Below are 25,867 nucleotides of genomic sequence, written 5' to 3' on the forward strand. Positions count from 1 at the left end.
AGAGCCGGGGCCCTAACGCAACGGGCTGAGGCCGAGCCCCGCGCCCGGGGCGGCCGCCGTCCGCACCGCGATCGAACCGGCCGGGGCGCCGAGCCGCAACCAGCCGCCGGCCCGGTGCACGGTCAGCGGGACGGCCGGCCGCAGGAAGCCGATCACCTGGGCGGCGTGCGCGGCCCGCAGCGGCAGCTCCGGGACGGCGGCCAGCGGCCGGGACCAGATCTCGTCGGCGAGCGCGTCCAGCACCGCGCGCGTACGGTGGTGCTCCGGCACGGCCTCACTGCGCTCGCGGAACTCCCGTACCGCGGCGGCCACTTCCGGGTACACCTCGGCGGCCGAGGGCTCGGCGACCGGCTGCCAGCCGCCGCGCGGGGGCAGCAGGCCGGCCCAGGCGGGGCCGGTGACCGGCGCGGGCAGGCCGACGGTGTCGGTCTCCCCGTCGACGCCGTCCAGCAACTGCCCCGCCGAAACGGTGGAGTCGGCCGGCTCGACCACCCCGGACAGCCGCGCGGTACGGACCGCCAGCACACCGGAACCGCCCAGCGGCAGCCGTCCGAAGACCGCCAGCACACCCTCCCCCACCCCCCGGGGCAGCACCTGCAACCGGACCGCCGCCGCGCGGTCGAAGCGCAGCAGCCGGACCAGGAAGGCGGCCAGGTCGGCGGCCTCGCCGGTGTCGGCGAGGGCGAGGACGGCGGGGGCGGTGCTGGTCAACGCGGTTCAGCTCACATCGGGTCGACGGACGGCGGTCGCGGGGGTTCCGGGGTCGTGCGGCCACGGGCCGCCGGGGCCACGGACGCCCGGTCTCCCGGGCGTCCCGGTGCTCAGGCGGCGGCCACGGCCGGCTCGGCGACCGGCGCCTCGACGTCGTCCGCCATGAAACGGGTCAGGAACTCCCGCTCCACCGGGCTGATCCGGCGCGGCCGGCCCTCGACCAGGTCGTAGGGGACGACCACGGTGGACGCCCGGACGTAGACCGTCTCGGTGCCGTCCTCGGCGGTGTCCTTGACCTCGTACTCGACGGTCAGCGAGGCGCCGCCGATCTTGGTCACCCAGGTCTCGACGGTGACCGGCTCGGGCCGGTGCACCAGCGGACGCTTGTAGTCGATCTCGTGGCGGGCCACCACCGAACCGCCCGCGAACTCCCCGGCCCCGGCCGCGGCGGCCTGGGTGAACATGAAGTCGATCCGGGCCTCCTCCAGGTAACGCAGGAAGACCACGTTGTTGACGTGCCCGAAGGCGTCCATGTCGGACCACCGCAGGGGGCAGGCGTAGATGTGGCGTGCCACGGAAATCTCCTCAAGCTTCATGGTGCCCGCGAGCTCCGAGACTCGCGAGCGGCTCACGGGCGGCGGCCCGGCCGGCTCCCCGGGGGGGCCCGGCCGGGCCGCCGTCGCGGCGGGTGTCAGCCCCGGGTCAGCTTCTTGTAGGTGGCCCGGTGCGGGCGGGCGGCGTCGGCGCCCAGCCGCTCGATCTTGTTCTTCTCGTACGACTCGAAGTTGCCCTCGAACCAGAACCACTTGCTCTCGCCCTCGTAGGCGAGGATGTGGGTGGCCACCCGGTCCAGGAACCAGCGGTCGTGGGAGATGACCACGGCGCAGCCGGGGAACTCCAGCAGCGCGTTCTCCAGCGAGGAGAGGGTCTCGACGTCGAGGTCGTTGGTCGGCTCGTCGAGGAGCAGCAGGTTGCCGCCCTGCTTGAGGGTGAGCGCCAGGTTCAGGCGGTTGCGCTCACCACCGGAGAGCACGCCGGCCGGCTTCTGCTGGTCCGGGCCCTTGAAGCCGAACGCGGAGACGTAGGCGCGCGAGGGCATCTCGACCTGGCCGACGTTGATCCAGTCCAGACCGTCGGACACGACCTCCCAGAGGGTCTTCTTCGGGTCGATGTTGGCGCGGCTCTGGTCGACGTAGCTGATCTTGACCGTCTCGCCGACCTTGACCTTGCCGGAGTCCGGGGTCTCCAGGTCCTGGAGCATCTTGAACAGCGTGGTCTTGCCGGCGCCGTTGGGGCCGATGATGCCGACGATGCCGTTGCGCGGCAGGGTGAAGCTCAGGTCGTCGATCAGGACCTTCTCACCGAAGGCCTTGTTGAGGTTCTCGACCTCGATGACGACGCTGCCCAGACGCGGGCCCGGCGGGATCTGGATCTCCTCGAAGTCCAGCTTCCGCATCTTGTCCGCCTCGGCCGCCATCTCCTCGTAGCGGGCCAGTCGGGCCTTGGACTTCGCCTGGCGGCCCTTGGCGTTGGAGCGGACCCACTCCAGCTCCTCCTTGAGCCGCTTGGCGCGCTTGGCGTCCTTCTGGCCCTCGACCTTGAGGCGCGACTGCTTGCTCTCCAGGTAGGTGGAGTAGTTGCCCTCGTAGCCGATGGCGCGGCCGCGGTCGAGCTCCAGGATCCAGCCGGCCACGTTGTCCAGGAAGTACCGGTCGTGGGTGACGGCGACGACGGTGCCCGGGTACTTGGCCAGGTGCTGCTCCAGCCAGTTCACCGACTCGGCGTCCAGGTGGTTGGTGGGCTCGTCGAGCAGCAGCAGGTCCGGGGACTCCAGCAGCAGCTTGCAGAGCGCCACGCGGCGCTTCTCGCCACCGGACAGCTTGGTGACCGGCCAGTCGCCGGGCGGGCAGCCCAGCGCGTCCATGGCCTGCTCCAGCTGGGCGTCGAGGTCCCAGGCGTTGGCGTGGTCCAGCTCCTCCTGGAGCTTGCCCATCTCGTCGAGCAGCGCGTCCGAGTAGTCGGTGGCCATCAGCTCGGCGATCTCGTTGAAGCGGTTGAGCTTCCCCTTGATCTCCTTGACGCCGTCCTCGACGTTCTCCAGAACGGTCTTGGTCTCGTCGAGCGGCGGCTCCTGCAGCAGCATGCCGACGGTGTAGCCGGGCGACAGGAAGGCGTCACCGTTGGACGGGTGCTCCAGGCCGGCCATCATCTTCAGCACGGTCGACTTGCCGGCGCCGTTGGGGCCGACGACGCCGATCTTCGCCCCGGGGAGGAAGCTGAGCGTCACGTCGTCAAGGATGACCTTGTCTCCGTGCGCCTTGCGCACCTTGCGCATCGTGTAGATGTATTCCGCCACGTGAGATCGCTCCGGCGTCGTCGGGAGTATTCGGGTTTCAGCCTTCCATTGTGCCGCACCCGGCCGGGCTCCCCGAACGCCCTGGTGGGCCGGACGCCCCCACCCCGGACACCCCTCCGCGGACCCGTCGACCGGCCGCGGGTACGGCGGTGAGCGGCGGGTGCGCTGCGGAGCGGCGGGTGCGGCGGCGAGCGGCGGGCGTGCCACGGAGCGGCGCCGCCGGGTGGGGCGAGTGGGCGGGCGGAGCGTGGATCCCCGGGAACGGCGAAGGCCCGGCCCTCCGCGCGAGCGGGAGGGCCGGGCCGGGTGGTGCGGGGCGGGCGACTAACTGAACGCCCGCTCCGTCACCCCGTCACCTCGATCGGTGACGATCGGTGTCTCAGGCGGCGGTGTGACGGCCGCGACGACGCAGGATGAAGACCGCGGCGCCACCGACCAGGACCAGGCCACCGGCGACGGCGGCGAGGATCGGGGTCGCGTCATTGCCGCCGGTCTGGGCCAGGCCGCCGCCACCGGGGGCCGGGCTGGTGGTGGTCGGCGCCGGGTGGGCGGCCGTGGTGGTCGGGGTGGCGGTCGGGGTCGGGGTGGTCACGCTGGTGACCTTGCAGTCCAGGACGCCCTTGAACTGCTTGCTGAAGCCGTTCGGGCCGGTGACGGTGATGTCGTACGCGGTGTCCTCGGCGGCCGGGACCACGACGGTCTCGGTCTTGCCCGGCTGGACGGTGAGCGTCTTGCCCGGCTGGACGGTGACCGAGGCGGCCTCGTCACCGGTGTTCACCACGCTGACCTTGACGCCGTTGGCCTCGCAGTCGATCTGGGCGTTGGTGTTCAGCAGCGGGCCCTTGGCCTGCTTCCAGCTCGCCTTCGCCGAGTCGGCGACGCTGAGCTTGCTGGAACCGGCCAGGATCATGGTCTGGCTGTGGTCCTTGGGGGTGTAGCCCTTGCTGAGGAACACGCGGCCGCTCGGGACCACGGTCTCGGCGTTGGCGGCCACCGTGGCGGTGCCGTCCGGGGTGCCGGCCGGGACGTCCAGGAAGAGCTGGGTGTCCTTGGCGATCGGGCCGGTCAGGCCGGCGACCGGCTTGCCGTCCTTGTCGACCAGCTTGACCTTGTCGGCGCTGTCACCGGTGACGGACAGCTTCACCTCGTTGGCGCTGGAGTTGATGGTGAACGGACCGAGCTTGCCGCCCGGCTTGCCCGACACCGCGTCCGGGGTGAGGCTCAGCGACGGCTTGGGCTCGGCGGCGATGCCCTTGTTCTTGTCGCTGACCAGGTACTCGGTGAGCTGCTTGGCCTTCGGGTTGACCGGCTTGGCGGTCTTGTGGTCCGAGTACTTCCAGATCGCGGCCTGGGTACCGGCGGCGGCCTCCTGCGGGCTGAGCGTGCCGCTCACGCCGGCGGCCTGCGACAGCTTGTTGAGGTCGGCCTGCGGGTAGGAGTTCTCCAGGATCCAGCGGATCTTGGCGGCGTCCTCCTCCTTGCCCTTGCGACCGAGGGAGCTCGACTTCCAGTCCGACTCCTGGTACTCCACCTTCGCGGTGGTGTTGACCGGGTGGTCGATGTCGATGCAGTAGGTGTGGAGCTCCTGGCCACCGGCGGTCTTGAGGGTGAACAGGCCACCGGGGATGGTGCCCTTGCCCTCGACCTCGATGTCGCCGCTCACCATGTCGGGCTGGATCACGGCCGTGACACCCGCACCCGGCGTGTCCGCCGCGAACGCCGCACCGGACGCGAGCAGGCTCCCTCCCAGGACAAAGCTGGTCGTGAGCATGACAGTCGCTACGCGGGGAAGATTCCGCCCCTGCCTCTGGAACATCTGCGATCCCTCCGGGCCCGGACCCTGCCGACTGGCGGGCCCCGGCTGCATTGCCGCGCCCCCTGTGGCGCAAGCTGCACTTGATGTGACCAGACGAATCCTAGGGACACCCGGAGTCTCGCAAACCCCCATGCGAAATCAGGACGATACCGTATCCGCATCGTTATCAACCCCCGCAATGCCTACACAAGCTGACGCCACGCCAGTTAATCTGGATCTTTCCGATAACCGGCCGGCGATTGCTCGATCAGGTACAACGACCATCTCGATCAACGTATTTGTCGACAGTTGAGGGCGGTTCACCCGACTTCGAACCGCCATCAACCCGATACCTTCACATCAGAGCAACGCAGTCTGCCGATCACCTCCACCGTCGCCCGCCCCGACCCCTCCCGGGCCCGCCGCACCGGCCGCCGGAGCCGGCGCCGCACCGCCCACCGCCGCCCGCCGGGCCGCCACCGCACTGCTGATCCACTCGGGCACCGCCTCCCCGAGCGTCGTCTCCGACCCGCCCGCACCCCCCTCACGCCCGCGCACCGCCCACCTGAACGCCGATGTCCCGCGGCCCAGGTCGTGCCCGACCGACCTGGCGTCGATCTCCACCCGGCTGCGCCGCACCTCGCCCTCGTCCCACTCACGCACCCTCAACCGGCCGCTCACCACGACCGGGTCGCCCTTGTTCAGCGAACTGACCACGTTCGCCGCGAGCGCCCGCCAGGCCACCACCGTCACCCACTGGGTCTCGCCGTCCACCCAGCCGTCCTTCGTCCGGTCGAAGCGGCGCCCGGTCGCCGCGAGCCGGAAGTTCGCCACCGGCACCCCGTCGGCCGTCGCGGTGTAGTTCACCGGTGAGCCGACATTGCCGATCATCGTCACCTGAGTCTCGTTCACAAACACTCTCCGTTCGCCTCGATGCACCGTACGGAATCAACCGCCGCGAGTTGAGAGTGCACTTCCCGGGAAATCCCCGCCAGGCCGATCGGAAATCCTGTGGACAACTCGCCCCTGTGGAAAACCGGGCACGCTCCCAGGGGTGAATTTCAGCCCGAAGTTGACGAGTTCTCGTCCATCACCCCGGCCGGTCAGCGCGGCCATGACAACAAACGGCCGGAGCCCCACCGGTCCCGCACACCCCGAAGAGTGGCCCGCCCCGGCATCCACCCACGTCATCCGACCGAACGAACCCGAATAAAGCCCCCACCCGCGAGGAGAACGGACTTTCTCCGTGCCGAATCCATAACGGGTGGGGCGGCAGCCCCGTAACGACTGCACAACGTCCGGGTCCGATGCCCGCCAGACCGCTGCACTCACGGCCTTCACCTGCGATTATCGGACCGCCCCACCGAGGCCGACACACCCGCGACGGTGTTGTTACACCCGGCCGAGGAACTGGGCACCCTTATCCTGTCCCCGACAGGGCAAGGACCCGCCGACCCCCACCCTCCGGACCGGGGCAGCGGGCGCCCCGCGCGCTCGTCACCCGATCCCGGCAACGGCCGCGCCCACCAGGGCACATCCGTCCCGCCCCCATAGCTCAGCGGATAGAGCACCCGCCTTCTAAGCGGTAGGTCGCAGGTTCGAATCCTGCTGGGGGCGCCACCCGTCGAATTCCCGCAGGCCACGGCCGGGCGGGGCAATCGCCCCCACCTCCCCCGCGGCCCCCGACCCGGAAATGGCGTGCACCGACCGCACTCAATCCGTGACAATGCGTGTCGTGACCGAACGGGAAACACCAGTACGGGCGGAAATCCGCCGCACCACCGACCCCGACCCCGCGGTGCGCCGCCGGGCCGCGGAGGCCCTGCCGGCCCTGCTCGACGCCCCCGACCACCCGGACCGCCCCGGCGAGTTCGCGCCCCCGCCGCCGGAGGTGGTCCGGACGCTGATACGGCTGACCCGCGACCCGGACGCCGAGGTCCGCGAAGGGGCCGCCTTCTCGCTCGGCACCCAGCTGTACGCCGATACGCCCGCCCTCCGCGACGCCCTGCACGCCCTGCTCACGGACGAGCACCCCGGGCCGCGTACGGAGGGCGCCCGGGGCCTGGCCCAGCGGCGCGACCCCCGCGCGCTGGCCCCGATCGCCGCGCTGCTGGCCGACGAGGAGGGCGCCGAGGTGCTGACCTTCGCCGCCGCGGCCGTCCTCGGCGCACCCGAACTGCTGCCCCTCCTGGAGCAGTACGACGAGGACGACCCCGGTGTCGCCGACGCGCTCGCCGCCTGTGACCCGCGGCGGCGCGACGGGCGGGACGCGTTCGGCTGGGCCGTCCTGACGGCCCTCCACGGACGGCTGCCCGACACCGACGCGGCCCTGACCGCCTCGCGGCTGACCCCCGACCTGGAGCTGACGCTGACCGCCGGCACCGAGCGGTTCACCTGGGACGTCGCGGCCCTGGGCCGCGCCCACGGCGCCGACCCGGAGCGGGCCGCCTCGGCGGTGGCCGGGGCCGCGGTCAACGCGGCCGGGCCCACGGTCCTCGCCGACTGACGGCCCTCGGCAACCGACCGTCCTGACGGCCGAGGGGACCGGCGACCGACCGGGACCGCCGACGGACGGGGACCTGCGACCGACCGGGCTCAGGCGGAGGTCACCGCCGGGGACGCGAGCCCCGCCAGGAAGCCGTCCAGCATGGCGATCTGCCGCTCCGCCGGGAACTCCGCCGGGGCGATCAGCGCCTGGACGACCAGCCCGAGCGCGAAGGCCTGCGCCTGCGCCGCGAGCTGCTCGGCCCCCACGGCGGAGGGGAGTTCGCCGAGCCGCTGCGCGTCCGCGACGTGCTCGGCCAGCCGTTCACGCCCCTGGCCGTAGCGGGCGGCGTGCGTGGTGGCGAGCTCGGGGTCGGCCAGCGCCACGTCCCAGGAGCCGACCCAGATCCGGTTGCTCACCGTGGAGGCGGTGTCCAGCGAGAGCTTGTCGAGCAGTTCGGCCCGCAGCCGGGGCAGGCCCTCGGGCGGCGGGGCGGAGCCGTCGGCGGGCGCGGCACGGCGCGGACGGCCGTCGTGGCGCCGGTCCAGCACGTCCAGCGCGTGGGCGACCAGTGCGCGCTTGTTGGGGAAGTAGTGCGTCAGCAGTCCGGTGGAGGCGCCCATCTCGGCGGCCACCGCGCGCAGAGTGAGCCCCTCGAAACCGCGCGCGGACAGCACCCGCCACACCGCCTCGGACACGTCCTGGCGGCGGGCTTCATGGTCTCCACGGGCCGGCGTCATGGGCGTCATCGTACCGGCACTGACATACCAAACGTTTGTTATGTACGATCGTCGCAGCCGAGCTCCGCACACTCCGGCGACCCCGCACGTCCCCCAGCACCGCACGACGCACCGGAGAGGTCCCCATGTACGCGATACCGCTCGCCGACGACGCCGAGCTGCGCCCGCTCGAACCGTGGCAGGCCGAGGAGTTCCTGGCCCACATCGACCGGGCCCGGGCCAACACCGACCCGTGGATCCCCTGGGCGACCCGCTCCACCGACCTCGACTCGGCCCGGGCCACCCTGCAGAACTTCGCCGACAAGCAGGCGTCCGACAGCGGCCGCCTCTACGGGATCTGGCTGGACGGCACCCTGGTCGGCGGCGTGATGTTCGTGAGCTTCGACGCCAAGGCCGGCAAGTGCGAGATCGGCGTCTGGACCGAGCCCGCGGGCGAGGGCCGGGGGCTGATCGGCGCCGCCGTACGACACCTGGTCGACTACGCGTTCCGGGTGCGCGGGCTGCACCGCATCGAGTGGTGGAACAGCGCCGCGAACACCCGCAGCCGGGCCGTCGCCCAGCGGGTCGGGATGAGCCGCGAGGCCCTGCTGCGCGAGTACTTCCTGCACAACGGCGTCCGCCAGGACTACGAGATCTGGTCGCTGCTGGCCCACGAGTGGAAGCCCGGGGACGGCGCCGCCGCCTGACCCCGCCGGCCGCGAAGGCGGCGACGGTCGCGCCACGCCGCGGGCCCGGCCGGTGGACGCCTCCACCGGCCGGGCCCGCGGCGTCCCGTCGTGATCAGCCACGCTCCCCCGCCGACACCGGCCCGGCCCCCACCGAAGCCCCCACCGAAGCCCCCGCCGGAGCTCCCGCCACGGGCGCCCCCGGCCGGCCGGCCGTCGCCGGCAGCCGCAGCGCCAGCACGAGGGTGAGCAGCAGCAGCCCGCCCGCGGACAGGAAGACCACGTCCACGGCGTCCACGAAGCTGTCCACCGCTCGGGCGTGCGCCGCCCCGGTCAGCCCGCTCACCGCCGCCAGCGGCAGGCCGGGCTCGTCCGCCCCGAAGACCCGCGCCAGCACCGTCCCGAAGAGCGCCGCGCCCAGGGCGCTGCCGAGCGTCTGGAAGAACCGGATGCCCGTGGTGGCCACCCCCAGCTGCGGGCCCGGCGCGGCCTCCTGGACGACCTGGACGAGCTGGCCGATCAGCTGGCCGAGGCCGCAGCCGAGCAGGACGAGCTCGGCGCCGACCAGCTGGAGCGGGGTGGTCGGGGTGCTCAGCCCGAGCAGCAGCAGCGCGGCGGCGGCGCAGCCGGATCCGACCACGAGGAAGGTGCGCACCGACCAGCCGCGCGCGGCCAGCCGGTTGACGAGCAGTCCGACCACGGTCATCCCGGCCGCCATCGGGATCAGGAAGAGGCTGGCGGAGGTGGCGGCGACCTCGCGCGCCACCTGGAGGTACAGCATGACGTAGACGATCGCGCCCATCAGGCCCATGCCCACCAGGCCCTGCACCGCGAAGCCGATCCGGACGGCCGGGATGCGCAAGAGCGAGAGCGGCAGCACGGGTTCGGCGGCGGTGGCCTGCCGCCACAGGAACAGCCCGAGGAGGGTCAGGGTGCCGGCGGACAGCGTGAGGATCCGCGGGGAGGTCCAGGCGTGGTCCTTGCCGCCCCACTCGGTGACCAGCAGCAGTCCGGTGGCGAAGCCCGCCGCGAGGGTGGCGCCGAGGAAGTCCAGGCCGCGCCGGCCGGCCGCGCGCGGCAGGTCGAGCACCAGCGCCGCGGCGATCAGGACGAGCAGCCCGATCGGCAGGTTGACGTAGAAGATCCAGCGCCAGTCGAGGTGGTCGGCGAGCAGCGCGCCGATGAGCGGGCCCGCGGCCATGCCGGCGCCGGCCACGATGCCGCCGGCCCCTCCCCCGCCGCCGGACTCCTTCGGGCCCTTGAGCTGGGCCATCACCACCATGGTGACGCTCATCAGTCCGCCGCCGCCGATCCCCTGGAGGGCCCGGAAGGCGATCAGCTGGTCCATCGACCGGGCGGCGCCGCACAGGGCGGACCCCAGCAGGAAGGTGCCGACCGCGCCGAGCAGCACCCGCTTGGCGCCGTACACGTCGCAGAGCCTGCCGTACAGCGGCAGCAGCGCGGTGGCGGCGAGCGCGAAGGCGCTGATCAGCCAGGGCAGCCGGTCGACGCCGTGGACGGGGTCGAGGTCCCGGACGATCGGGACGGTGGCCGCCGAGACGATGTTGAGGTCGAGCACCGCCAGGATGACCGTGACCAGGCAGATCAGCATGCCCAGCCTGCGCCTGCCGTCGCTCGTCGGGGCCCGCGGTGCGTCCAGGTCAGGCGGTGCGGGCGGCGCGGGAACGGACGCGGGTACGGCCGGTTCGGCCATCGGAAACCCCCCAGTGGTCTCGGGTCGAGGACGGGCACCACCATCGCAAGATTCATATACCGAGTCAATTCTTCATCCCGATCAACTCTTGATCCAGGTCAATCTTTGTTCCTGGTACAGTGGCGCCGTGCCCAAGACCACCGACCCCGACGCACTCGGGCTCCGCGAGCGCAAGAAGTTCCAGACCGGCATGCGGATCTGGCGGACCGCCGTCGCCCTGTTCGTCGAGCGCGGCTTCGACCAGGTCTCGGTGGCCGAGATCGCGGCGTCCGCCGAGGTCTCGAAGATGACCGTCTTCAACTACTTCCCGTCCAAGGAGGACCTGGTCATCCGCCCGCTGGCGGAGCACGTCGGCGAGCCGGCCGAGGTGGTCCGGGGGCGGGCGGCCGGGCAGTCGGCGGTGGCCGCGCTGCGCGAGCACTTCCTGGGCGCGCTGGCCGAGTTCGATCCGGCGACCGGACTGTGCGACGAGGAGGAAGTGGTCAACGTCGTACGGCTGATCACCGGGACACCCTCGCTGGCCATCCGCGTCCACGCCCTGAGCGTCGAGTCCCACCGGATGCTGGCCGCCGTGCTGATCGAGCAGGACCCGGCCCACGACCGGCTCACCGCCCAGGTCGCCGCCGCGCAACTGCTCGGCGCCCGCAGGACCCTGGTGCTGGAGAACCAGCGCCGCACGCAGGCCGGCGAGCCGGCCGCCGACCTGCTGCCCGAGGCGACCGCCAACGCGGTACGGGCCTTCGCGCTGGTCGAGCACGGTCTCGGCGACTACTGCGCCGGCCTCCCCGCCTGAACCGGCGCCCCCTCCCCCGTTCCCGTACACGCCGCCCGCGCCCACCGGAGGTACGCATGCCCGACCAGCCCCTGCTCGTACGGGACCGCACGGCGCTGCCGGCGCGGGCCGAGGGCCTGAACGCCTACACCGGCCCGGACGGCGTCGCGGTGCTGGAGTTCGACCGCCCGCACCGGCGCAACGCCGTCACCCTGGCGATCTGGCGGGCGCTGCCCGAGGTGCTCGCCGAGCTGGCCGCGCGGCCGGGCGTACGGGCGCTGCTGGTCACCGGCGCGGGCGGCACGTTCAGCGCGGGGGCGGACATCGCCGAGCTCGCCGGGGTCTACCGGGACGCGGACCGCGCCGACGAGTACCACGCGCTGAACGTCGCCGCCGAGGAGGCGCTGGCCGCGTTCCCGCACCCCACGATCGCGGTGGTGCACGGCGCCTGCGTGGGCGGCGGCTGCCAGCTGGCCGTCGCCTGCGACCTGCGCTTCGTCGCGCACGACGCCCGGCTGGGGATCACCCCGGCCAAGCTGGGCGTGGTCTACCCGGCGGTGCCGACCCTGCGGCTGGCCCGGCTGGTCGGGCCGTCCCGGGCCAAGTACCTGCTGTTCTCGGGCGAGTTGGTCCGGGGCGCGGAGGCGGCGGCGCTCGGGCTGGCCGACCGGGTGCTGCCCGGCGCCGAACTCGACCGGGGCGCCCTGGACTTCGCCGGGCTGCTGGCCCGGCGTTCGCCGCAGACGATCGGCGCCGTCAAGGCGGCGCTGGCCGGCCCGCCGGAGGAGGCGGCCGCGGCGCTGGCCCCGTGGGAGCGTCGCTCCCGCGAGGCCTCCGACGTCCACGAGGGCCTGGCCGCCTTCCTTGAGGGCCGCGAGCCCCGGTTCTGACGGCCGGGGGCCCACGGCCCCGGCGGCCCTGGCGCCCCCGGCCGTCAGACCGTCACCGGATCGGCATCCCCGAGACCGCGCGGGCGATCACCAGTCGCTGGATCTCGCTGGTGCCCTCGAAGATCGAGTAGATGGCGCTGTCACGGTGCATCCGCTCCACCGGGTACTCGCGGGTGAAGCCGTTGCCGCCGAGGATCTGCATCGCCTGCGCGGTGACCCACTTGGCGGTCTCACCCGCGTACAGCTTGGACATCGAGCCCTCGGCGGCGGTGAACGGCTGCCGGTTGGCGGCCATCCAGGAGGCCCGCCAGACCAGCAGCCGGGCGGCGTCGATCCGGGTCCTCATGTCGGCCAGCTGGAAGGCCACGCCCTGGTTGTCGATGATCGGGCGGCCGAACTGCACCCGGGTCTTCGCGTAGTCGAGCGCGACCTCGTACGCGGCGCGGGCGATGCCGATGGCCTGGGCGCCGACGGCCGGCCGGGAGGCCTCGAAGGTGGCCATGGCCGCGTTGCGCCCGGCCCCGCCGCGCACGCCCTCCCGGGCGCGGGCGAGGCGCTCGTCCAGCTTCTCCTTGCCGCCGAGCAGGCAGTGGCCGGGCACCCGGACGCCGTCCAGGACCACCTCTGCGGTGTGCGAGGCGCGGATGCCGTGCTTCTTGAACTTCTGGCCCTGGCTCAGCCCCGGCGTGCCGGGCGGCACCACGAAGGAGGCCTGGCCGCGGGCGCCGAGCGCCGGGTCGACGGTGGCGACGACCACGTGGACGGCGGCGATCCCGCCGTTGGTGGCCCAGGTCTTGGTGCCGTCGAGCACCCACTCGTCCTTGGCCTCGTCGTAGCGGGCGCGGGTGCGCAGCGCGGAGACGTCGGAGCCGGCGTCGGGCTCGGAGGAGCAGAACGCGGCGACCTTGACGTCCTCCGGGGTGCCGAACATCTGCGGCGCCCAGGTGCCGATCTGCTCGTCGGTGCCGTTGGCGAGCACGGCGACGGCGGCGAGCGTGGTGCCGACGATGGACAGGCCGATGCCGGCGTCACCCCAGAAGAGCTCCTCCATGGCGATCGGGATGCCGACGCCGGACGGGTCGAAGTACTGCTGGGCGTAGAAGTCGAGCGAGTAGATGCCCAGCTTGGCGGCCTCCTGGATGACCGGCCAGGGGGTCTCCTCGCGTTCGTCCCACTCGGCGGCGGCGGGGCGCATCACGTCGGCGGCGAAGCCGTGCAGCCAGTCGCGGACGGCGATCTGGTCCGCGCCCGGGTCCAGGGAGAAGGTGCTCACGTTGCCTCCGTGGCGAACGGTGTGGGCCGCACGGGTCGGCCGTACGGTGTGGGCCGTACGGTGTCGACCAGGGTGTTACCGGCGGTAACATCGCCCGGAGTCTGCTACTGATACCTGCGAGAAGTCAACGTCCCCGCCAGGAGCTGCCGCATGCCGCATGCCGAACCCGCCAGCCCCGGCGAGCCCCGCAGGGAACAGCTGCTCAACGCCGCCGACCGGGTCGTCCAGCGCGACGGGCCGAACGCGAGCATGAACGCCATCGCCGCCGAGGCCGGTATCACCAAGCCCATCCTCTACCGGCACTTCGGCGACCGGAACGGCCTGATCAGGGCCCTGACCGAGCGCCACACCAGCGGCCTGCTCGCCGCCGTACGGGCCGCGCTGGCCGAACCGCTGGAGCGGCGCGACCGGGTCGAGCACGTGCTGGACACCTACCTGGCCGGCATCGAGTCCAGGCCGCAGGTGTACCGGCTGCTCACCCACCCCGAGCCGGGCGACCCCACCGGCGCCGGCAACGCGCTCGCCCCCGCGCTGCGGCAGATCGCCGAGGAGATCACCCGGGCCGTGCAGAACCAGGTCGACCTCGGCGCCGACCGCGAGCTGCTCGCCGAGGCCTGGGGCCGCGGCATCACCGGCATGGTGCTGGCCGCCGGCGACTGGTGGCTGGAGACCAGGCCCTGCCCGCGCGCCCGGATGGTCCAGGCGCTCGCCGACCTGCTCTGGGGCCGGCTCGCCGCCGCCGCCGACCTGCCGACGGCGGTCCTCCCCACGACGGGCGGCGAGGAGTAGGGCCCCTGGAAACCGCCCCCGCCGGGCCCGGGGCCTTCTTGTGCCGCGCCCGGCGCCGCGGGCATCATCGGGCCCCACCCTCCCAGCGAGACGCCCCCGCGAGGTCCCGATGCGCCTGCGCCGCCTTGCCGTTGCCGTGACCGCCCTGCTGCTCGCCACCACCGCCGCCCCGGCCGCGGCCGCCCCCGCCGGCCCTCCGGCGGACCGGACGGACGTCCACGCGCCGCCCTCACCCCGGCCGTCCGCCGCGTTCCCGACCGGCACGCTCACCACCCCGGACGGCCGCACCCACCTCACCGACGCCCAGGGCCGGATCGTCCGGCTGCGCGGCTTCAACCTCGACAAGTACGCCGAGGCCACCGAACAGGACGTCAGGTCCCTGGCCGCCCGCGGCTTCAACCTCATCCGGGTCGCGGTCTCCTGGAACCGCCTGGAACCCGGACGCGGCCACCTCGACCCCACCGAACTCGCCCGCCTCCAGCGGCTCCTCGGCTGGGCCGACCGGGCCGGCTTGCTCGCCCTGGTCGACCTCCACCAGGACGTCTACGGGCCGCACTTCGGCGGCGGCGACCGCGGCATCCCGCCCTGGGCGACCCGCGACGACGGCCTGCCCTTCGAGCCCGACCCCGACGACTGGTTCGCCGGCTACTTCCAGCCCGCCGTCCAGGCCGCCTTCCGCCACCTGTACGACGACCCCGACCTGCGCGCCTGGCAGGCCGACTTCTACACCCGGCTCGCCCGCGAACTGCGCGGCCACCGCTCCCTGCTGGGCTACGACCTGTTCAACGAGCCGTTCGGGCCGATCGACGGCGACCCCACCGACCCCGCCGTGCTCGCCGCCTCCGCCGCCGCCCTGGAGCAGGGCCGGCTCGCCGGCATGTACGAGCGGCTGATCGGGGCGGTGCGCGGGGCGGACACCCGCGCCTGGCTGTTCGTCGAACCGACCGTGCTGGTCGGCCAGGGCGTGCCGACCCGGCTGCCCGGCTTCACCGACCCCCGCCCGGGCGCGCCCCGGCTCGGCTACGCGCCGCACTTCTACGACACCGCCGTCGAGGGGGGCGCCGACTGGGACCCGTCGGGATCCTTCGTGGAGGACTACACCGCCGCGATCACCGCCTACCCGACCACCCACCGGCTGCCCGTCCTGGTCGGCGAGTGGGGCCCGCCCGACTCCCGCACCCCCGGCAACCGGGAGCTGGTCCGCCGACAGGTCGCGGCCATGGAGGGCTTCGCCGAGGGCTGGGCGATGTGGTACTGGTGCCGCGGCCGGGGCGGCTACTGCGTGCTCGACCCCGCCGGACACCCCGCCCCCGGCAGCGGGCCCGCCTTCGGCCCGTACGCCGCCGCGGTGGCCGGCCTGCCCGGCCCCTCGGACGCCGTCCCCGGCGGGGGCGGGATGCTGCGCTGGAGCGCCGACGGCAGCGGGCGGACCACCGAACTGGTGCTGCCGGCCGGCGGGCCGGTACGGATCGCCGTCGAGCCGTACGGCGCCCGGGTCGACCTCGTCCAGCCCACCGCCGACCGGGCCGGTCACGCCCGGATCCGCCTGCCGCACGCCCGCCCGGGCACCCCGGTGACCGTCACCGTCACCCCGCGCTGACCCCCGCCGGTCGCCGGACGAGCCCGTCCCCGCACAGGGGGACGGGCCCGTCGGGCGGGTCACACCAGACCGCGGCGCTCCAGCAGCGGCTCGGTGCGCGGGTCGCGGCCGACCACCGCGCGGAAGGACTCCAGCGCGTCCCGGCCGCCGCCACGGGCCAGCAGCTCCCGGCGGAACACCTCGCCGCTCTCGCGCACCCCCCGCCCGTTCGAGCGGAACCACTCCACCGTGTCGGCGTCCAGCACCTCGGACCAGATGTAGGCGTAGTAGCCCGCGCTGTAACCGCCGGCGAAGATGTGCGAGAAGTACGCCGTCCGGTACCGCGGCGGGATCGTCCCCAGCGCCAGCCCGGCCTTGGCCAGCGCCCGCGCCTCGAACTCCTCGGCGTCCGCGATCCCCGTCCCGGCCGGGACGGTGTGCCAGGCCCAGTCCAGCAGCGTCGCCGCCAGGTACTCCACCGTCCGGAAGCCCTGGCCGAAGGCCTCCGCCGCCGCCATCCGCTCGACCAGCTCCGCCGGCAGCGGCTCGCCCGTCACGTGGTGCCGGGCGTAGTTCGCCAGCACCTGCGGCCGGACCATCCACATCTCGTTGACCTGCGACGGGAACTCCACGAAGTCCCGCGGCACCCGGGTGCCCGCGAAGTACGGGTAGCGCACGTCCGAGAACAGCCCGTGCAGCGCGTGCCCGAACTCGTGGAACAGCGTGCGCACCTCGTCCCAGGAGAGCAGCACCGGCTCGCCCGGCGCCGGCTTGGCGACGTTGAGGTTGTTGAACACCACCGGCCGCGTGCCCAGCAGCGTCGACCGGCTGACCAGCTCGTCCATCCAAGCCCCGCCGCGCTTGGAGGAACGGGCGTGGAAGTCCGCGAGGAACAGGCCCAGCGGGGCGCCGTCCTCCTCGAACACCTCGAAGACCCGCACGTCCGGGTGGTACGCCGTCAGGTCCTGCCGCTCGGTGAAGGTCACCCCGTACGCCAGGCCCGCCGCGTGGAACACCCCGTCGCGCAGCACCCGCTCCAGCTCGAAGTACGGCCGCAGCTCCGAGGCGTCCACCTGGTAGGAGGTCTGCCGGACCTTCTCCGAGTAGTACGCCCAGTCGTGCGCCGCGATCTCCTCGATCCCGTCCGCCGCCGCCAGCTTCGCCAGCTCGGCGGCCTCCCGGCGGGCGTTGGCCACCGCCGGCGGCACCAGCCGCGCCAGCAGGGCGTCCACCGCCTCCACGCTGCCGGCCGTCTCGTCGGCCACCACGTACGCGGCGTGCGTCGGGTGGCCCAGCAGCCGGGCGTGCTCGGCGCGCAGCGCGGACATCCGGATCGCCAGCGGGCCGTTGGTCGCCGCCGCCCGGCCCAGCGAGGCCTCCAGCAGGCGCTCGCGCACCGAACGGTCGGTGAGGAAGGCCAGCTCGCTCTGGTTGGAGAAGTTCTTCAGGCTCAGCACGTACCTGCCGTCCAGGCCGAGCGCCCGGCCGTTCTCGGCGGCCGCGGCGATCGCGTCCGGCGACAGCCCGTCCAGCTCCTCGGCCGAGTCCAGCACCAGGGCGCGGGCCTTGGAGTCGGCGGCCAGGTTCTGCCGGAACGCCGACGCCGCGGCCGCGAGCTCCGCGTTCAGCTCGCGCAGCCGGGCCTGCTCGGCCCCGCCCAGGCGGGCACCGGCCCGGACGAACGAGGTGTGTCGGCGCTCCAGCAGGCGCAGCGACTCGGCGTCCAGGTCCAGCTCGGCGCGCCGCCCGTACAGCGCCTCGATCCGGGCGAACAGCGCCGCGTCCAGGTGGATCGCGTCGTTGTGCGCGGCCAGCCGCGGGCTGATCTCCGCGTCCAGGGCGTCCACCGCCGGGGTGGTGTCGCTGGCGACCTGGTTGAAGAAGACCACGCTCACCCGGTGCAGCAGCGTCCCCGAGCGCTCCAGCGCGATCAGCGTGTTGTCGAAAGTCGGCGGCTCCTGGTTGGCCGTGATCGCGGCGATCTCGGCGAGCTGTTCGGCCATGCCCGCCTCGAAGGCCGGCAGATAGTGCTCCTGCCGGATCTCGGCGAAGGGCGGCAGTTCATAGACCAGGGTGCTGGGCTTGAAGAACGGATTCTCGGTCATTTCGCCGACCCTACGCGCTGTCACCGGCGCTGCCTACGTCGCCCACCCGGGCGGTCGGCGCGCGTTGTCGTACCCAGCGGTTACCGTCGTGGCGAGCACCCGTGCACCCACCGCCCGCCCGTCCGCCACGACTCCGCGAACGGCCCCCGACCAGGAGAGGAGCAGCCCGTGCCACCACCACCCCGTACCGCCCTCGTCCCCGATCCGCACGGCCCCGGCGGCCGGCTCCAGCCCCTCGACGACGCCGGCGCCCCGCTCGGCCCGCCGGTCACCACGGGGGACCTCGCCGCCGCCGTGGCCGACGCCGAACGGCGCGGCGCCCCGCGCTGGGTCTGGGCCGCCGCCGACAGCGCGTACGCCCCGCTGCTGCCCCGGCTGCCCGACCGGCTCGCCCGCTGCCACGACCTGCGGCTGGTCGAGGCCCTGCTGCTCGCGCACGAGGGCTCCTTCGGCGCGCCCCGCTCGCTCGGCGCGGGCTGGTCCCGGCTGCACCGGCTGCCCGTCCCCGCCGACCTCCCGGAGCCCGGCTCCGCCGAGGCCGACGACGGGCAGGACACCCTGTTCGCCCCCGACCGGCTGCAACTGCCACCCGGCACCGACCCGCTGGCCGCCGTGCTCGCCGTCCACGCCGAGCAGCAGCGCCGGCTGGCCGCCGTCGCCGACCCCGGCGCCCGGGCGCGCCTGCGGCTGCTCGCCGCCGCCGAGTCCGCCGGCGCCCTGGTGGCCGCCGAGATGACGTACGACGGACTGCCCTGGCGCGCCGACGTCCACGACCGGCTGCTCACCGACCTGCTCGGCCCCCGCCCGAGCGTCCCCGGCAGCCGGCCCCGGCTGCTCGCCGAGCTCGCCGCCGAGCTCCAGCGCTCCCTCGGCGGGCGCCCGTTCAACCCCGACTCGCACGGCCAGGTGCTGCGCGCCTTCGCCGACCGCGGCATCCAGCTCGGCTCCACCCGCTCCTGGGAGCTCCAGGGCGTCGACCACCCGGCGGCGCGGCTGATGATCCGCTACAAGGAGCTCTCCCGGATCCACGCCGCCCACGGCTGGGCCTGGCAGGACGCCTGGGCCCGCGGCGGACGCTTCCGGCCCGAGTACGTGGTCGGCGGCGTGGTCTCCGGCCGCTGGGCCAGCCGCGGCGGCGGCGCCCTGCAGATCCCGCGCGTCCTGCGCCGCGCCGTGGTCGCCGACCCCGGCTGGCTGCTGGTCGTCGCCGACGCCGCCCAGCTGGAGCCCCGCGTGCTCGCCGCACTCTCCGGGGACACCGGCCTCGCCCGCACCGCCGCCGGCGGCGACCTCTACGAGGCACTGGCCGCGAACGCCTTCCAGGGCGACCGGGAGAAGGCCAAGCTCGGCCTGCTCGGCGCGATGTACGGCCAGACCAGCGGCGACATCGGCCCGCTGCTCGCCACCCTGCGCCACCGCTACCCCGCCGCCATGGGGTACGTCGAGGCCGCCGCCCGCACCGGAGAGGACGGCGGGGTGGTCGCCTCCCGGCTCGGCCGGGTCTGCCCGCCGCCGTCCGCCGCCTGGCTCGACCTGACCGAGGCGCCGGAGAACGCGGGCGACGCCGGCGGCCGCTCGGCCCGCGCCCGGGGCCGCTTCACCCGCAACTTCGTCATCCAGGCCAGCGCCGCCGACTGGGCCCTCGCCCTGCTCGCCGCGCTGCGACGCCGGCTGAACACCCTGCCGGCCGCCGCCGGCGACCGCCCGCACCTGGTGTTCTTCCAGCACGACGAGGTGGTCGTGCACACCCCGGCGAACCTCGCCGACCAGGTCGCCGCCGCCGTCGCCGAGGCCGGCGACGAGGCCCGGCGGCTGGTCTTCGGGGACACCCCGGTGCGGTTCCCGCTCTCCACGGCGGTGGTCGAGTGCTACGCGGACGCCAAGTAGCGCCCGCGAACGGCGCCCTACAGCTTGCGGAACCCGCGGGCCTCCTCGGCCGCCGCGAGCACCTCGGCCAGCGCCGCCCCCGTGGAGGCGGTCACCACCGCGGCCACCGCGCCCTCCACGAACGGCGCATCGGCCAGCACCACCCCGGGCCGCGGCCGGTCCTCCAGGGCCGTCACCGCGGTCAGCACCGAGCTGCCCAGGTCCGGCAGGACCACGACACCGGCCCCGCCGTCGGCCTCCTCGACGGCCCGCACGATCAGCTCGTAGCTGGTCCCGAGCCCGCCGTCCTCGGTCCCGGCCGCCGCCACCACCCGCACCGCGTCCGAGCCCAGCTCCCCCAGCAACTCCCGCAGCCCGGCGGCCAACCGCGCACTGTGCGAGACCAGGACGATGCCCACGTAATCGCTCATGCCCCGACCCTAGGGCCAGTCATCAAACCCCCGTCGTCCGCCCGGAGGGCGGGCCGGGCGTCGTTGGGGTGCGTGCATCGCAAGGCGGAGGAGAGAGTCCATGCGGTGGGGGCACCTCCCGGCCGAAGGCTGGGGGAGTGCGTGCCCTAGGGGTACCTCCCAGCCGTCAGGCTGGGGGAGCGTCGCCCGGCAGGCGGAGGTTTGAAGACGGGCCCTATGGCCTCCCCGGGGCGCGGGCGCGGGGCCCGTACGGGACCACGCGTCCCCCCGTGCGCGTGTCGTACCCCCTGCCGACCGCCCCCGTCCGGCGTAGCGTCGGGGCAGCAACGTCTGCCCGAGGGAGCGAAGCGTCGTGAAGAAGTTGATCAACGCCCCGGAGAGCGTCCTGGAGGACGCGCTGACCGGAGTCGCCGCCGCCCACCCGGAGTTGGCGGTCGACCTCGCGAACCGGGTGATCACCCGGGCCGTCCGCCCCTCCTCGCCCAAGGTGGCCCTGGTCTCCGGCGGCGGGTCGGGGCACGAGCCGCTGCACGGCGGCTTCGTCGGCCCGGGCATGCTGGACGCCGCCTGCCCCGGCGAGGTGTTCACCTCCCCGGTGCCGGACCAGATGCTGACCGCCGCCCGGGCCGTGGACTCCGGCGCGGGCGTGCTGCTGATCGTGAAGAACTACACCGGCGACGTGATGAACTTCGAGCTGGCCGCCGAACTCGCCGTCGAGGAGGGCATCGAGGTCCGCACCGTCCTGGTGAACGACGACGTGGCCGTGGAGGACTCCACCTGGACGGCCGGCAGGCGCGGCACCGGCGCCACCGTCCTGGTCGAGAAGCTCGCCGGCGCGCTCGCCGAACGCGGCGCCCCGCTGGACGCGGTGGCCGCCCTCGGCGAGCGGGTCAACGCGGCCTCCCGCTCCTTCGCGATCGCGCTGACGTCCGCGACCGTCCCCGCGGCCGGCAAGCCCGGCTTCGACCTCCCGGAGGACGAGATCGAGGTCGGCGTCGGCATCCACGGCGAGCCCGGCCGCCGCCGGGAGAAGCTGCGCCCGGCGAGGGAGCTGGCCGCCGAGGTGGTCGACACCGTCCTCGCCGACCACCACCTGACCGCCGGGGACCAGGTGATCGCCCTGGTGAACGGGCTGGGCGGCACCCCGCTGCTGGAGCTGTACATCGTCTTCGGCGAGGTCGCCGCCCGGCTGGCCGGGCGCGGCATCACCGTGGCCCGCAGCCTGGTCGGCGACTACGTCACCAGCCTGGACATGGCGGGCTTCTCGCTGACCCTGGCCAAGGCCGACGCCGAGCTGCTGGAGCTGTGGGACGCGCCCGTGCGGACCCCGGCCCTCAGCTGGTCCTGAGCGGGGAGGAGAGCGATGGGACCCGACTCCCCCGAGGACTTCGACTCCCCGGACGAATTCGACTCCCCGGATGGCTTCGACGCGGCGCTCGCCGAGGCCTGGCTGCGCGCGACCGCGGCGGCCGTCGAGCGGCAGCGCGAGTGGCTGACCGAGCTCGACTCCGCGATCGGCGACGGCGACCACGGCAGCAATCTGCACCGCGGTTTCACCGCCGTGCTCGCCACCCTGGACGGCCCGCCCCCGGCGGCCGCCGGGCAGACCCCCGGCGCCGTGCTCACCAGGGCGGGCACCACGCTGATCTCCAAGGTCGGCGGCGCCTCCGGGCCGCTCTACGGCAAGGCCTTCCGGGCGGTCGGCGCCGCGCTGTCCGGCCCGTCCGCCGACCCGGCGGCGCTGGGCGAGGCGCTGGCCGCGGGGCTGGAGGCGATCCGTGCGCTCGGCCGGGCCGAACCGGGCGACAAGACCATCGTGGACGCCTGGACCCCGGCCGTGGCCGGCTACCGGCGGGCGCTCGCCGGGGGCGCCGGCCTGGCGGAGGCGGCGGAGCGGGCCGCGGAGGCCGCCGAGCAGGGCATGCGCGACACCGTGCCGCTCCGGGCCCGCAAGGGCCGCGCCTCCTACCTGGGCGAGCGCAGCGTCGGCCACCAGGACCCTGGCGCCACCTCGACCGCCCTGCTCTTCCGCGCCCTCGCCGGGGTGACCGGGGCCGCGTAGGCCGTGCCACCGGGGCCGCGTAGGCCGTATCGCCGGGGCCGCGTAGGCCGTGTCACCGCGGCTGCGGCCCGGCGTCCGTCCGGCTGATGAGCAGCAGCAGGGCGTCGTCCCGGAGCGCACCGCCGGTGTGCGCCAGCAGGTCGGCGTACACCCGGCCGACCGCCGCCTCCAGCTCGGCCGGGGAGCGCGCGGCCCCGCTCACCAGCGGTCCGATCCGGTCGGCGAGCGGGTAGAACTCGCCGCTGTGCCGGTGCTTGGCCTCGACCACGCCGTCGGTGCAGAGCACCAGCACGTCCCCGCCGCCGAACGGCTGGTCCCAGGTGGCCGGCTCACCCCGGGCCAGCCGGCCGAGGCCCAGCGGCACCCAGGGGTCGGGGGCGTCGAGCACGTGCACGCCGCCCTCCCCGTCCACCCGGATCGGCGGCACGTGCCCGTACTGGAGCAACTGCACCACCCCCGGCGCCCGCACCTCGGCGAACAGCGCGGTGGTGAACTCCCCGTCCGGCACGTGCCGCTCGACACTGGCCTCGATCCGCGCCGCGACCCCGCGCAGCCCGGCCTCGTCGTACGCGGCCTCGCGGAAGGAGCCGAGCACCACGGCGGCGGTCTGCACCGCGCCCAGGCCCTTGCCCCGGACGTCGCCGACCACCACCCGGGTGCCGTGCGGGGTGTCCAGGACGGAGTAGAGGTCCCCGCCGATCCGGGAGGCGTCGGCGGCGGAGACGTAGCGGACGGCCAGGCGCAGCGGTCCGACGACCGGCCCGGGCAGGCGCAGGACGGCCCGCTGGGCGGCCTCGGCGACCGAGCTGACGGCGGCGAAGGCGGCCGCCCGGTGCATGCGCAGCCGGGCGACCCAGGCGGAGAAGAGCATCACCAGCAGGTAGCTGACCATCGCCCCGTAGAGGAAGCGCTCGTCGTCGAGGTTGTCGACCTCGTCGTAGTGGCTGAGTCCGAGGACGGCGAGCAGACCGAAGGAGCAGACCACGAGCAGTTCGACCGGCGTGAGGGTGAGCGCGGCGATCGAGGGGACCACCGTCATCAGCGGGGCCAGGTAGCGGTCCTTGCCGGAGACGAGGTCCGCGGTCGCGACCAGGACCATGGCGAGCACCGCGGGGGAGGCCCGCCGCCACAGGGGGAGGTCCTGGAGGTCGGCGGCCAGCAGGGCGTTGCGCCGCCGGTCCGGCGGAAGCCCGGACGCCGTGGGGGCGGCGGGAGACTGAGCGCGGTGGAACGGGGACACATAGCGAACATAACGGACGTTCAGCACCGCTACCCGCCGGGCCGCCGGCACGCACCGCGACGCGCCGCCCGGACCGGGCCACCGGATGCGGGTGACGGCTGTTCGGGCGCCTACGCTCGGCTGTCGGACCCCTCGCGAGCCCCGCCGCGACGGGATGCGATCCACACCACACACCCCACCGCCCCGGAAAATACCCCTGGTGGGTATGGTGTGAATCACAGGCTGTTTCTCACAGGCTGCTCATCACAGGCTGTTCATCGCAGGCAGAGAGCCCGGGCACGTGCCCGCGGCAGGAAGACCCCCGGAGGCCCCCGTGTCCACCACCATCACCTACACCGTGACCGGCATGAGCTGCGGCCACTGCGAGAACTCGATCAGCAAGGAGCTCTCCACGCTGGCCGGCGTGACCGAGGTGGCCGCCGACGCCAAGGCCGGTACCGTGACCGTCTCCTCCACCGCCCCGTTGGACGAGGAGCAGGTCCGCGCCGCCGTCGACGAGGCCGGCTACGAGCTGGTCGGCCGCCCCTCCTGAGCCCTCCGCCGTCCACCGGGGGCCGGGGCGATCCCCGCGGCCCCCGGCCGTACGCCCTCTCCAAGGAGCCGATCAGCATGAGCACCTCCCCACCGGGCGCCACCGCGCCGGGAGCCGTCCCGGGCGCCGCCGGCCAGGGCACGGGCGGCCAGGGCGCGGCGGGTACGGGCCCGGCCGGCGCGGCCGTCCGCGAGCGGGTCGAGCTGTCGATCGGCGGGATGACCTGCGCCTCCTGCGCCGCCCGGATCGAGAAGAAGCTCAACCGGATGGACGGGGTCGAGGCCACCGTCAACTACGCCACCGAGAAGGCGCGCGTGGACTTCGCGCCCTCGGTCACCGTGGCCGACCTCATCACCACCGTGGAGAACGCCGGGTACACCGCCGAGCTCCCCCCGCCGCCGGCCCCCGCCGAACCGGCCGCCACCGCTACCGGCACCGGCACCGGCACTGCCGAAACGACGGGTGCCGCCGGAGCGGGCGGCCCGGACCCGCTGCTGGACCGGCTGCTGATCTCCCTGGTGCTCAGCGTCCCGGTGGTCATGCTGTCGATGATCCCCGCGCTGCAGTTCACCAACTGGCAGTGGCTGGCCTTCGCCCTCACCGGCCCGGTCGTGGTGTACGGCGGGCTGCCCTTCCACCGGGCCGCCTGGACCAACCTCCGGCACGGCGCCGCCACGATGGACACCCTGGTCTCGCTCGGCACCCTGGCCGCCTTCGGCTGGTCGTTCTGGGCGCTGTTCTGGGGCCACGCCGGGGTGCCGGGGATGCGGCACGAGTTCTCCCTCTCCGTCGGCGGGGGCGACCCCTCGGGCACCCTCTACCTGGAGACGGCCGCCGCCGTCACCGTGCTGATCCTGCTCGGCCGCTACCTGGAGGCCCACGCCAAGCGCAAGGCCGGCGCCGCCCTGCACGCCCTGCTGGACCTGGGCGCCAAGGACGTCGCCGTCCTCCAGGGCGGCCGCGAGGTCCGGATGCCGGTGTCCCGGCTGACCGTGGGCACCCGGTTCGTGGTCCGGCCGGGCGAGAAGATCGCCACCGACGGGCTGGTGGTCGAGGGCGCCTCGGCCGTCGACGCCTCGATGCTCACCGGCGAATCGGTGCCGGTCGAGGTCGCGGTCGGCGACCCCGTCACCGGCGCCACCGTCAACGCGGGCGGGCGGCTGGTCGTGGAGGCCACCCGGGTCGGCGCCGACACCCGGCTGGCCCGGATGGCCAAGCTGGTCGAGGACGCCCAGAACGGCAAGGCCGCCGCCCAGCGGCTCGCCGACCGGATCTCCGCCGTCTTCGTGCCGCTGGTGGTCCTGATCGCGCTGGCCACCCTGGTCGGGCGGCTGCTCGCGGCGAACGACCCCACCGAGGCGTTCACCTCGGCCGTCGCCGTCCTGATCATCGCCTGCCCGTGCGCCCTGGGCCTGGCCACCCCGACCGCCCTGATGGTCGGCACCGGCCGCGGCGCCCAGCTCGGCATCCTGATCAAGGGGCCCGAGGTCCTGGAGAACACCCGCCGCGTCGACACCATCGTGCTGGACAAGACCGGCACGGTGACCACCGGACGGATGGCCCTGCTCGCCGTCCACACCGCCGAGGGCGTCACCGAGACCGAGGCGCTGCGCCTGGCCGGCGCCCTGGAGCACGCCTCCGAGCACCCGATCGCCGCCGCGATCGCCACCGCCGCCGCCCAGAAGGTCGGCGAACTGCCCGCCGTCGAGGGCTTCCAGAACGTCCCCGGCCTCGGCGTCCAGGGCGTCGTCGACGGCCACGCCGTCATCGCCGGCCGCGAACGACTGCTGGCCGTGCCCCTGCCCGCCGCGCTCGCCGAGGCCAAGCGGGCCGCGGAGGCCGCCGGACGCACCGCCATCGCG

General features: G+C 74.2%; 22 protein-coding genes and 1 tRNA gene. 12 read left to right on the plus strand and 11 right to left on the minus strand.

Annotated elements, in window-relative coordinates; genetic code table 11:
* Positions 1 to 12 precede the first annotated feature (12 nt).
* From ACWEQL_RS08720 to ACWEQL_RS08740, 5 genes are all read right to left on the minus strand, one after another.
* A complete protein-coding gene (locus tag ACWEQL_RS08720; RefSeq protein WP_452149471.1) occupies positions 13 to 711 on the minus strand; it encodes a hypothetical protein in 699 nt (232 codons plus the stop codon).
* Between the two features lie 110 nt (positions 712 to 821).
* On the minus strand, positions 822 to 1,286 hold the full coding sequence (locus ACWEQL_RS08725; RefSeq protein ID WP_452149472.1) for an acyl-CoA thioesterase: 465 nt from the start codon (positions 1,284 to 1,286) through the stop codon (positions 822 to 824).
* Positions 1,287 to 1,402: 116 nt separating this feature from the next.
* On the minus strand, positions 1,403 to 3,067 hold the full coding sequence (gene ettA, locus ACWEQL_RS08730; protein WP_452149473.1) for an energy-dependent translational throttle protein EttA: 1,665 nt from the start codon (positions 3,065 to 3,067) through the stop codon (positions 1,403 to 1,405).
* Positions 3,068 to 3,446: 379 nt separating this feature from the next.
* Positions 3,447 to 4,748 (minus strand): Cys-Gln thioester bond-forming surface protein, encoded by a 1,302-nt coding sequence (locus ACWEQL_RS08735; protein WP_452149474.1) that lies wholly within the window; start codon positions 4,746 to 4,748, stop codon positions 3,447 to 3,449.
* Positions 4,749 to 5,222: 474 nt separating this feature from the next.
* Positions 5,223 to 5,774 (minus strand): single-stranded DNA-binding protein, encoded by a 552-nt coding sequence (locus tag ACWEQL_RS08740; RefSeq protein ID WP_452149475.1) that lies wholly within the window; start codon positions 5,772 to 5,774, stop codon positions 5,223 to 5,225.
* A 632-nt stretch (positions 5,775 to 6,406) separates the two neighbouring features.
* On the opposite strand from ACWEQL_RS08740, the gene ACWEQL_RS08745 reads away from it, so the two are divergent.
* Both ACWEQL_RS08745 and ACWEQL_RS08750 read left to right on the plus strand, forming a co-directional pair.
* Positions 6,407 to 6,482, plus strand: a tRNA-Arg gene (locus ACWEQL_RS08745).
* 115 nt (positions 6,483 to 6,597) lie between these two features.
* Positions 6,598 to 7,368, plus strand: coding sequence for a HEAT repeat domain-containing protein (locus tag ACWEQL_RS08750; protein ID WP_452149476.1), 771 nt, complete (start codon positions 6,598 to 6,600; stop codon positions 7,366 to 7,368).
* 89 nt (positions 7,369 to 7,457) lie between these two features.
* Here the strand turns inward: ACWEQL_RS08750 and ACWEQL_RS08755 are convergent, their stop codons facing one another.
* Complete coding sequence (locus ACWEQL_RS08755; protein WP_452149477.1) at positions 7,458 to 8,087, minus strand: TetR/AcrR family transcriptional regulator; 630 nt, start codon at positions 8,085 to 8,087, stop codon at positions 7,458 to 7,460.
* Between the two features lie 125 nt (positions 8,088 to 8,212).
* On the opposite strand from ACWEQL_RS08755, the gene ACWEQL_RS08760 reads away from it, so the two are divergent.
* Positions 8,213 to 8,773, plus strand: a complete 561-nt coding sequence (locus ACWEQL_RS08760) for a GNAT family N-acetyltransferase (RefSeq protein ID WP_452149478.1) — start codon at positions 8,213 to 8,215, stop codon at positions 8,771 to 8,773.
* A gap of 94 nt (positions 8,774 to 8,867) precedes the next feature.
* On the opposite strand, the gene ACWEQL_RS08765 is transcribed toward ACWEQL_RS08760, so the two are convergent.
* On the minus strand, positions 8,868 to 10,364 hold the full coding sequence (locus ACWEQL_RS08765) for an MFS transporter (protein WP_452149479.1): 1,497 nt from the start codon (positions 10,362 to 10,364) through the stop codon (positions 8,868 to 8,870).
* 229 nt (positions 10,365 to 10,593) lie between these two features.
* Between ACWEQL_RS08765 and ACWEQL_RS08770 the strand changes: the two genes are divergently transcribed.
* Complete coding sequence (locus ACWEQL_RS08770) at positions 10,594 to 11,259, plus strand: TetR/AcrR family transcriptional regulator (protein WP_452149480.1); 666 nt, start codon at positions 10,594 to 10,596, stop codon at positions 11,257 to 11,259.
* 56 nt (positions 11,260 to 11,315) lie between these two features.
* Positions 11,316 to 12,128, plus strand: coding sequence for an enoyl-CoA hydratase/isomerase family protein (locus ACWEQL_RS08775; RefSeq protein ID WP_452149481.1), 813 nt, complete (start codon positions 11,316 to 11,318; stop codon positions 12,126 to 12,128).
* Between the two features lie 52 nt (positions 12,129 to 12,180).
* On the opposite strand, the gene ACWEQL_RS08780 is transcribed toward ACWEQL_RS08775, so the two are convergent.
* The gene (locus ACWEQL_RS08780; protein WP_452149482.1) at positions 12,181 to 13,401 is read right to left on the minus strand and encodes an acyl-CoA dehydrogenase family protein; all 1,221 of its coding nucleotides are present in this window, start codon (positions 13,399 to 13,401) and stop codon (positions 12,181 to 12,183) included.
* Between the two features lie 150 nt (positions 13,402 to 13,551).
* Here ACWEQL_RS08780 and ACWEQL_RS08785 point away from each other — a divergent pair, with 150 nt between their 5' ends.
* Both ACWEQL_RS08785 and ACWEQL_RS08790 read left to right on the plus strand, forming a co-directional pair.
* Entirely contained in the window at positions 13,552 to 14,190 is a 639-nt protein-coding gene (locus tag ACWEQL_RS08785; RefSeq protein ID WP_452149483.1) for a TetR family transcriptional regulator, read from the plus strand.
* A gap of 109 nt (positions 14,191 to 14,299) precedes the next feature.
* Positions 14,300 to 15,790 carry a glycoside hydrolase family 5 protein gene (locus ACWEQL_RS08790; RefSeq protein ID WP_452149484.1) on the plus strand — a complete coding sequence of 497 codons (1,491 nt, stop codon included), beginning with the start codon at positions 14,300 to 14,302 and terminating at the stop codon, positions 15,788 to 15,790.
* Between the two features lie 59 nt (positions 15,791 to 15,849).
* On the opposite strand, the gene ACWEQL_RS08795 is transcribed toward ACWEQL_RS08790, so the two are convergent.
* Entirely contained in the window at positions 15,850 to 17,874 is a 2,025-nt protein-coding gene (locus tag ACWEQL_RS08795; RefSeq protein ID WP_452149485.1) for a M3 family metallopeptidase, read from the minus strand.
* A 168-nt stretch (positions 17,875 to 18,042) separates the two neighbouring features.
* Between ACWEQL_RS08795 and ACWEQL_RS08800 the strand changes: the two genes are divergently transcribed.
* Positions 18,043 to 19,761: a bifunctional 3'-5' exonuclease/DNA polymerase gene (locus ACWEQL_RS08800; protein WP_452149486.1), complete on the plus strand. Its 1,719-nt coding sequence runs from the start codon at positions 18,043 to 18,045 to the stop codon at positions 19,759 to 19,761.
* A gap of 17 nt (positions 19,762 to 19,778) precedes the next feature.
* Here the strand turns inward: ACWEQL_RS08800 and dhaM are convergent, their stop codons facing one another.
* The gene (dhaM, locus tag ACWEQL_RS08805) at positions 19,779 to 20,171 is read right to left on the minus strand and encodes a dihydroxyacetone kinase phosphoryl donor subunit DhaM (protein WP_452149487.1); all 393 of its coding nucleotides are present in this window, start codon (positions 20,169 to 20,171) and stop codon (positions 19,779 to 19,781) included.
* A gap of 352 nt (positions 20,172 to 20,523) precedes the next feature.
* On the opposite strand from dhaM, the gene dhaK reads away from it, so the two are divergent.
* Positions 20,524 to 21,519: a dihydroxyacetone kinase subunit DhaK gene (gene dhaK / locus ACWEQL_RS08810; protein ID WP_452149488.1), complete on the plus strand. Its 996-nt coding sequence runs from the start codon at positions 20,524 to 20,526 to the stop codon at positions 21,517 to 21,519.
* Between the two features lie 15 nt (positions 21,520 to 21,534).
* Positions 21,535 to 22,233: a dihydroxyacetone kinase subunit DhaL gene (dhaL, locus tag ACWEQL_RS08815; RefSeq protein WP_452149489.1), complete on the plus strand. Its 699-nt coding sequence runs from the start codon at positions 21,535 to 21,537 to the stop codon at positions 22,231 to 22,233.
* A gap of 52 nt (positions 22,234 to 22,285) precedes the next feature.
* On the opposite strand, the gene ACWEQL_RS08820 is transcribed toward dhaL, so the two are convergent.
* Positions 22,286 to 23,473 carry a PP2C family protein-serine/threonine phosphatase gene (locus ACWEQL_RS08820; RefSeq protein WP_452149490.1) on the minus strand — a complete coding sequence of 396 codons (1,188 nt, stop codon included), beginning with the start codon at positions 23,471 to 23,473 and terminating at the stop codon, positions 22,286 to 22,288.
* Positions 23,474 to 23,753: 280 nt separating this feature from the next.
* Between ACWEQL_RS08820 and ACWEQL_RS08825 the strand changes: the two genes are divergently transcribed.
* Together ACWEQL_RS08825 and ACWEQL_RS08830 are read left to right on the plus strand one after the other, a co-directional pair.
* Positions 23,754 to 24,005, plus strand: coding sequence for a heavy-metal-associated domain-containing protein (locus tag ACWEQL_RS08825; protein ID WP_452149491.1), 252 nt, complete (start codon positions 23,754 to 23,756; stop codon positions 24,003 to 24,005).
* Positions 24,006 to 24,082: 77 nt separating this feature from the next.
* On the plus strand, positions 24,083 to 25,867 hold a 1,785-nt coding region (locus tag ACWEQL_RS08830; protein WP_452149492.1), incomplete at its 3' end, for a heavy metal translocating P-type ATPase.

It is taken from the genome of Kitasatospora sp. NPDC004240, from assembly GCF_053603215.1.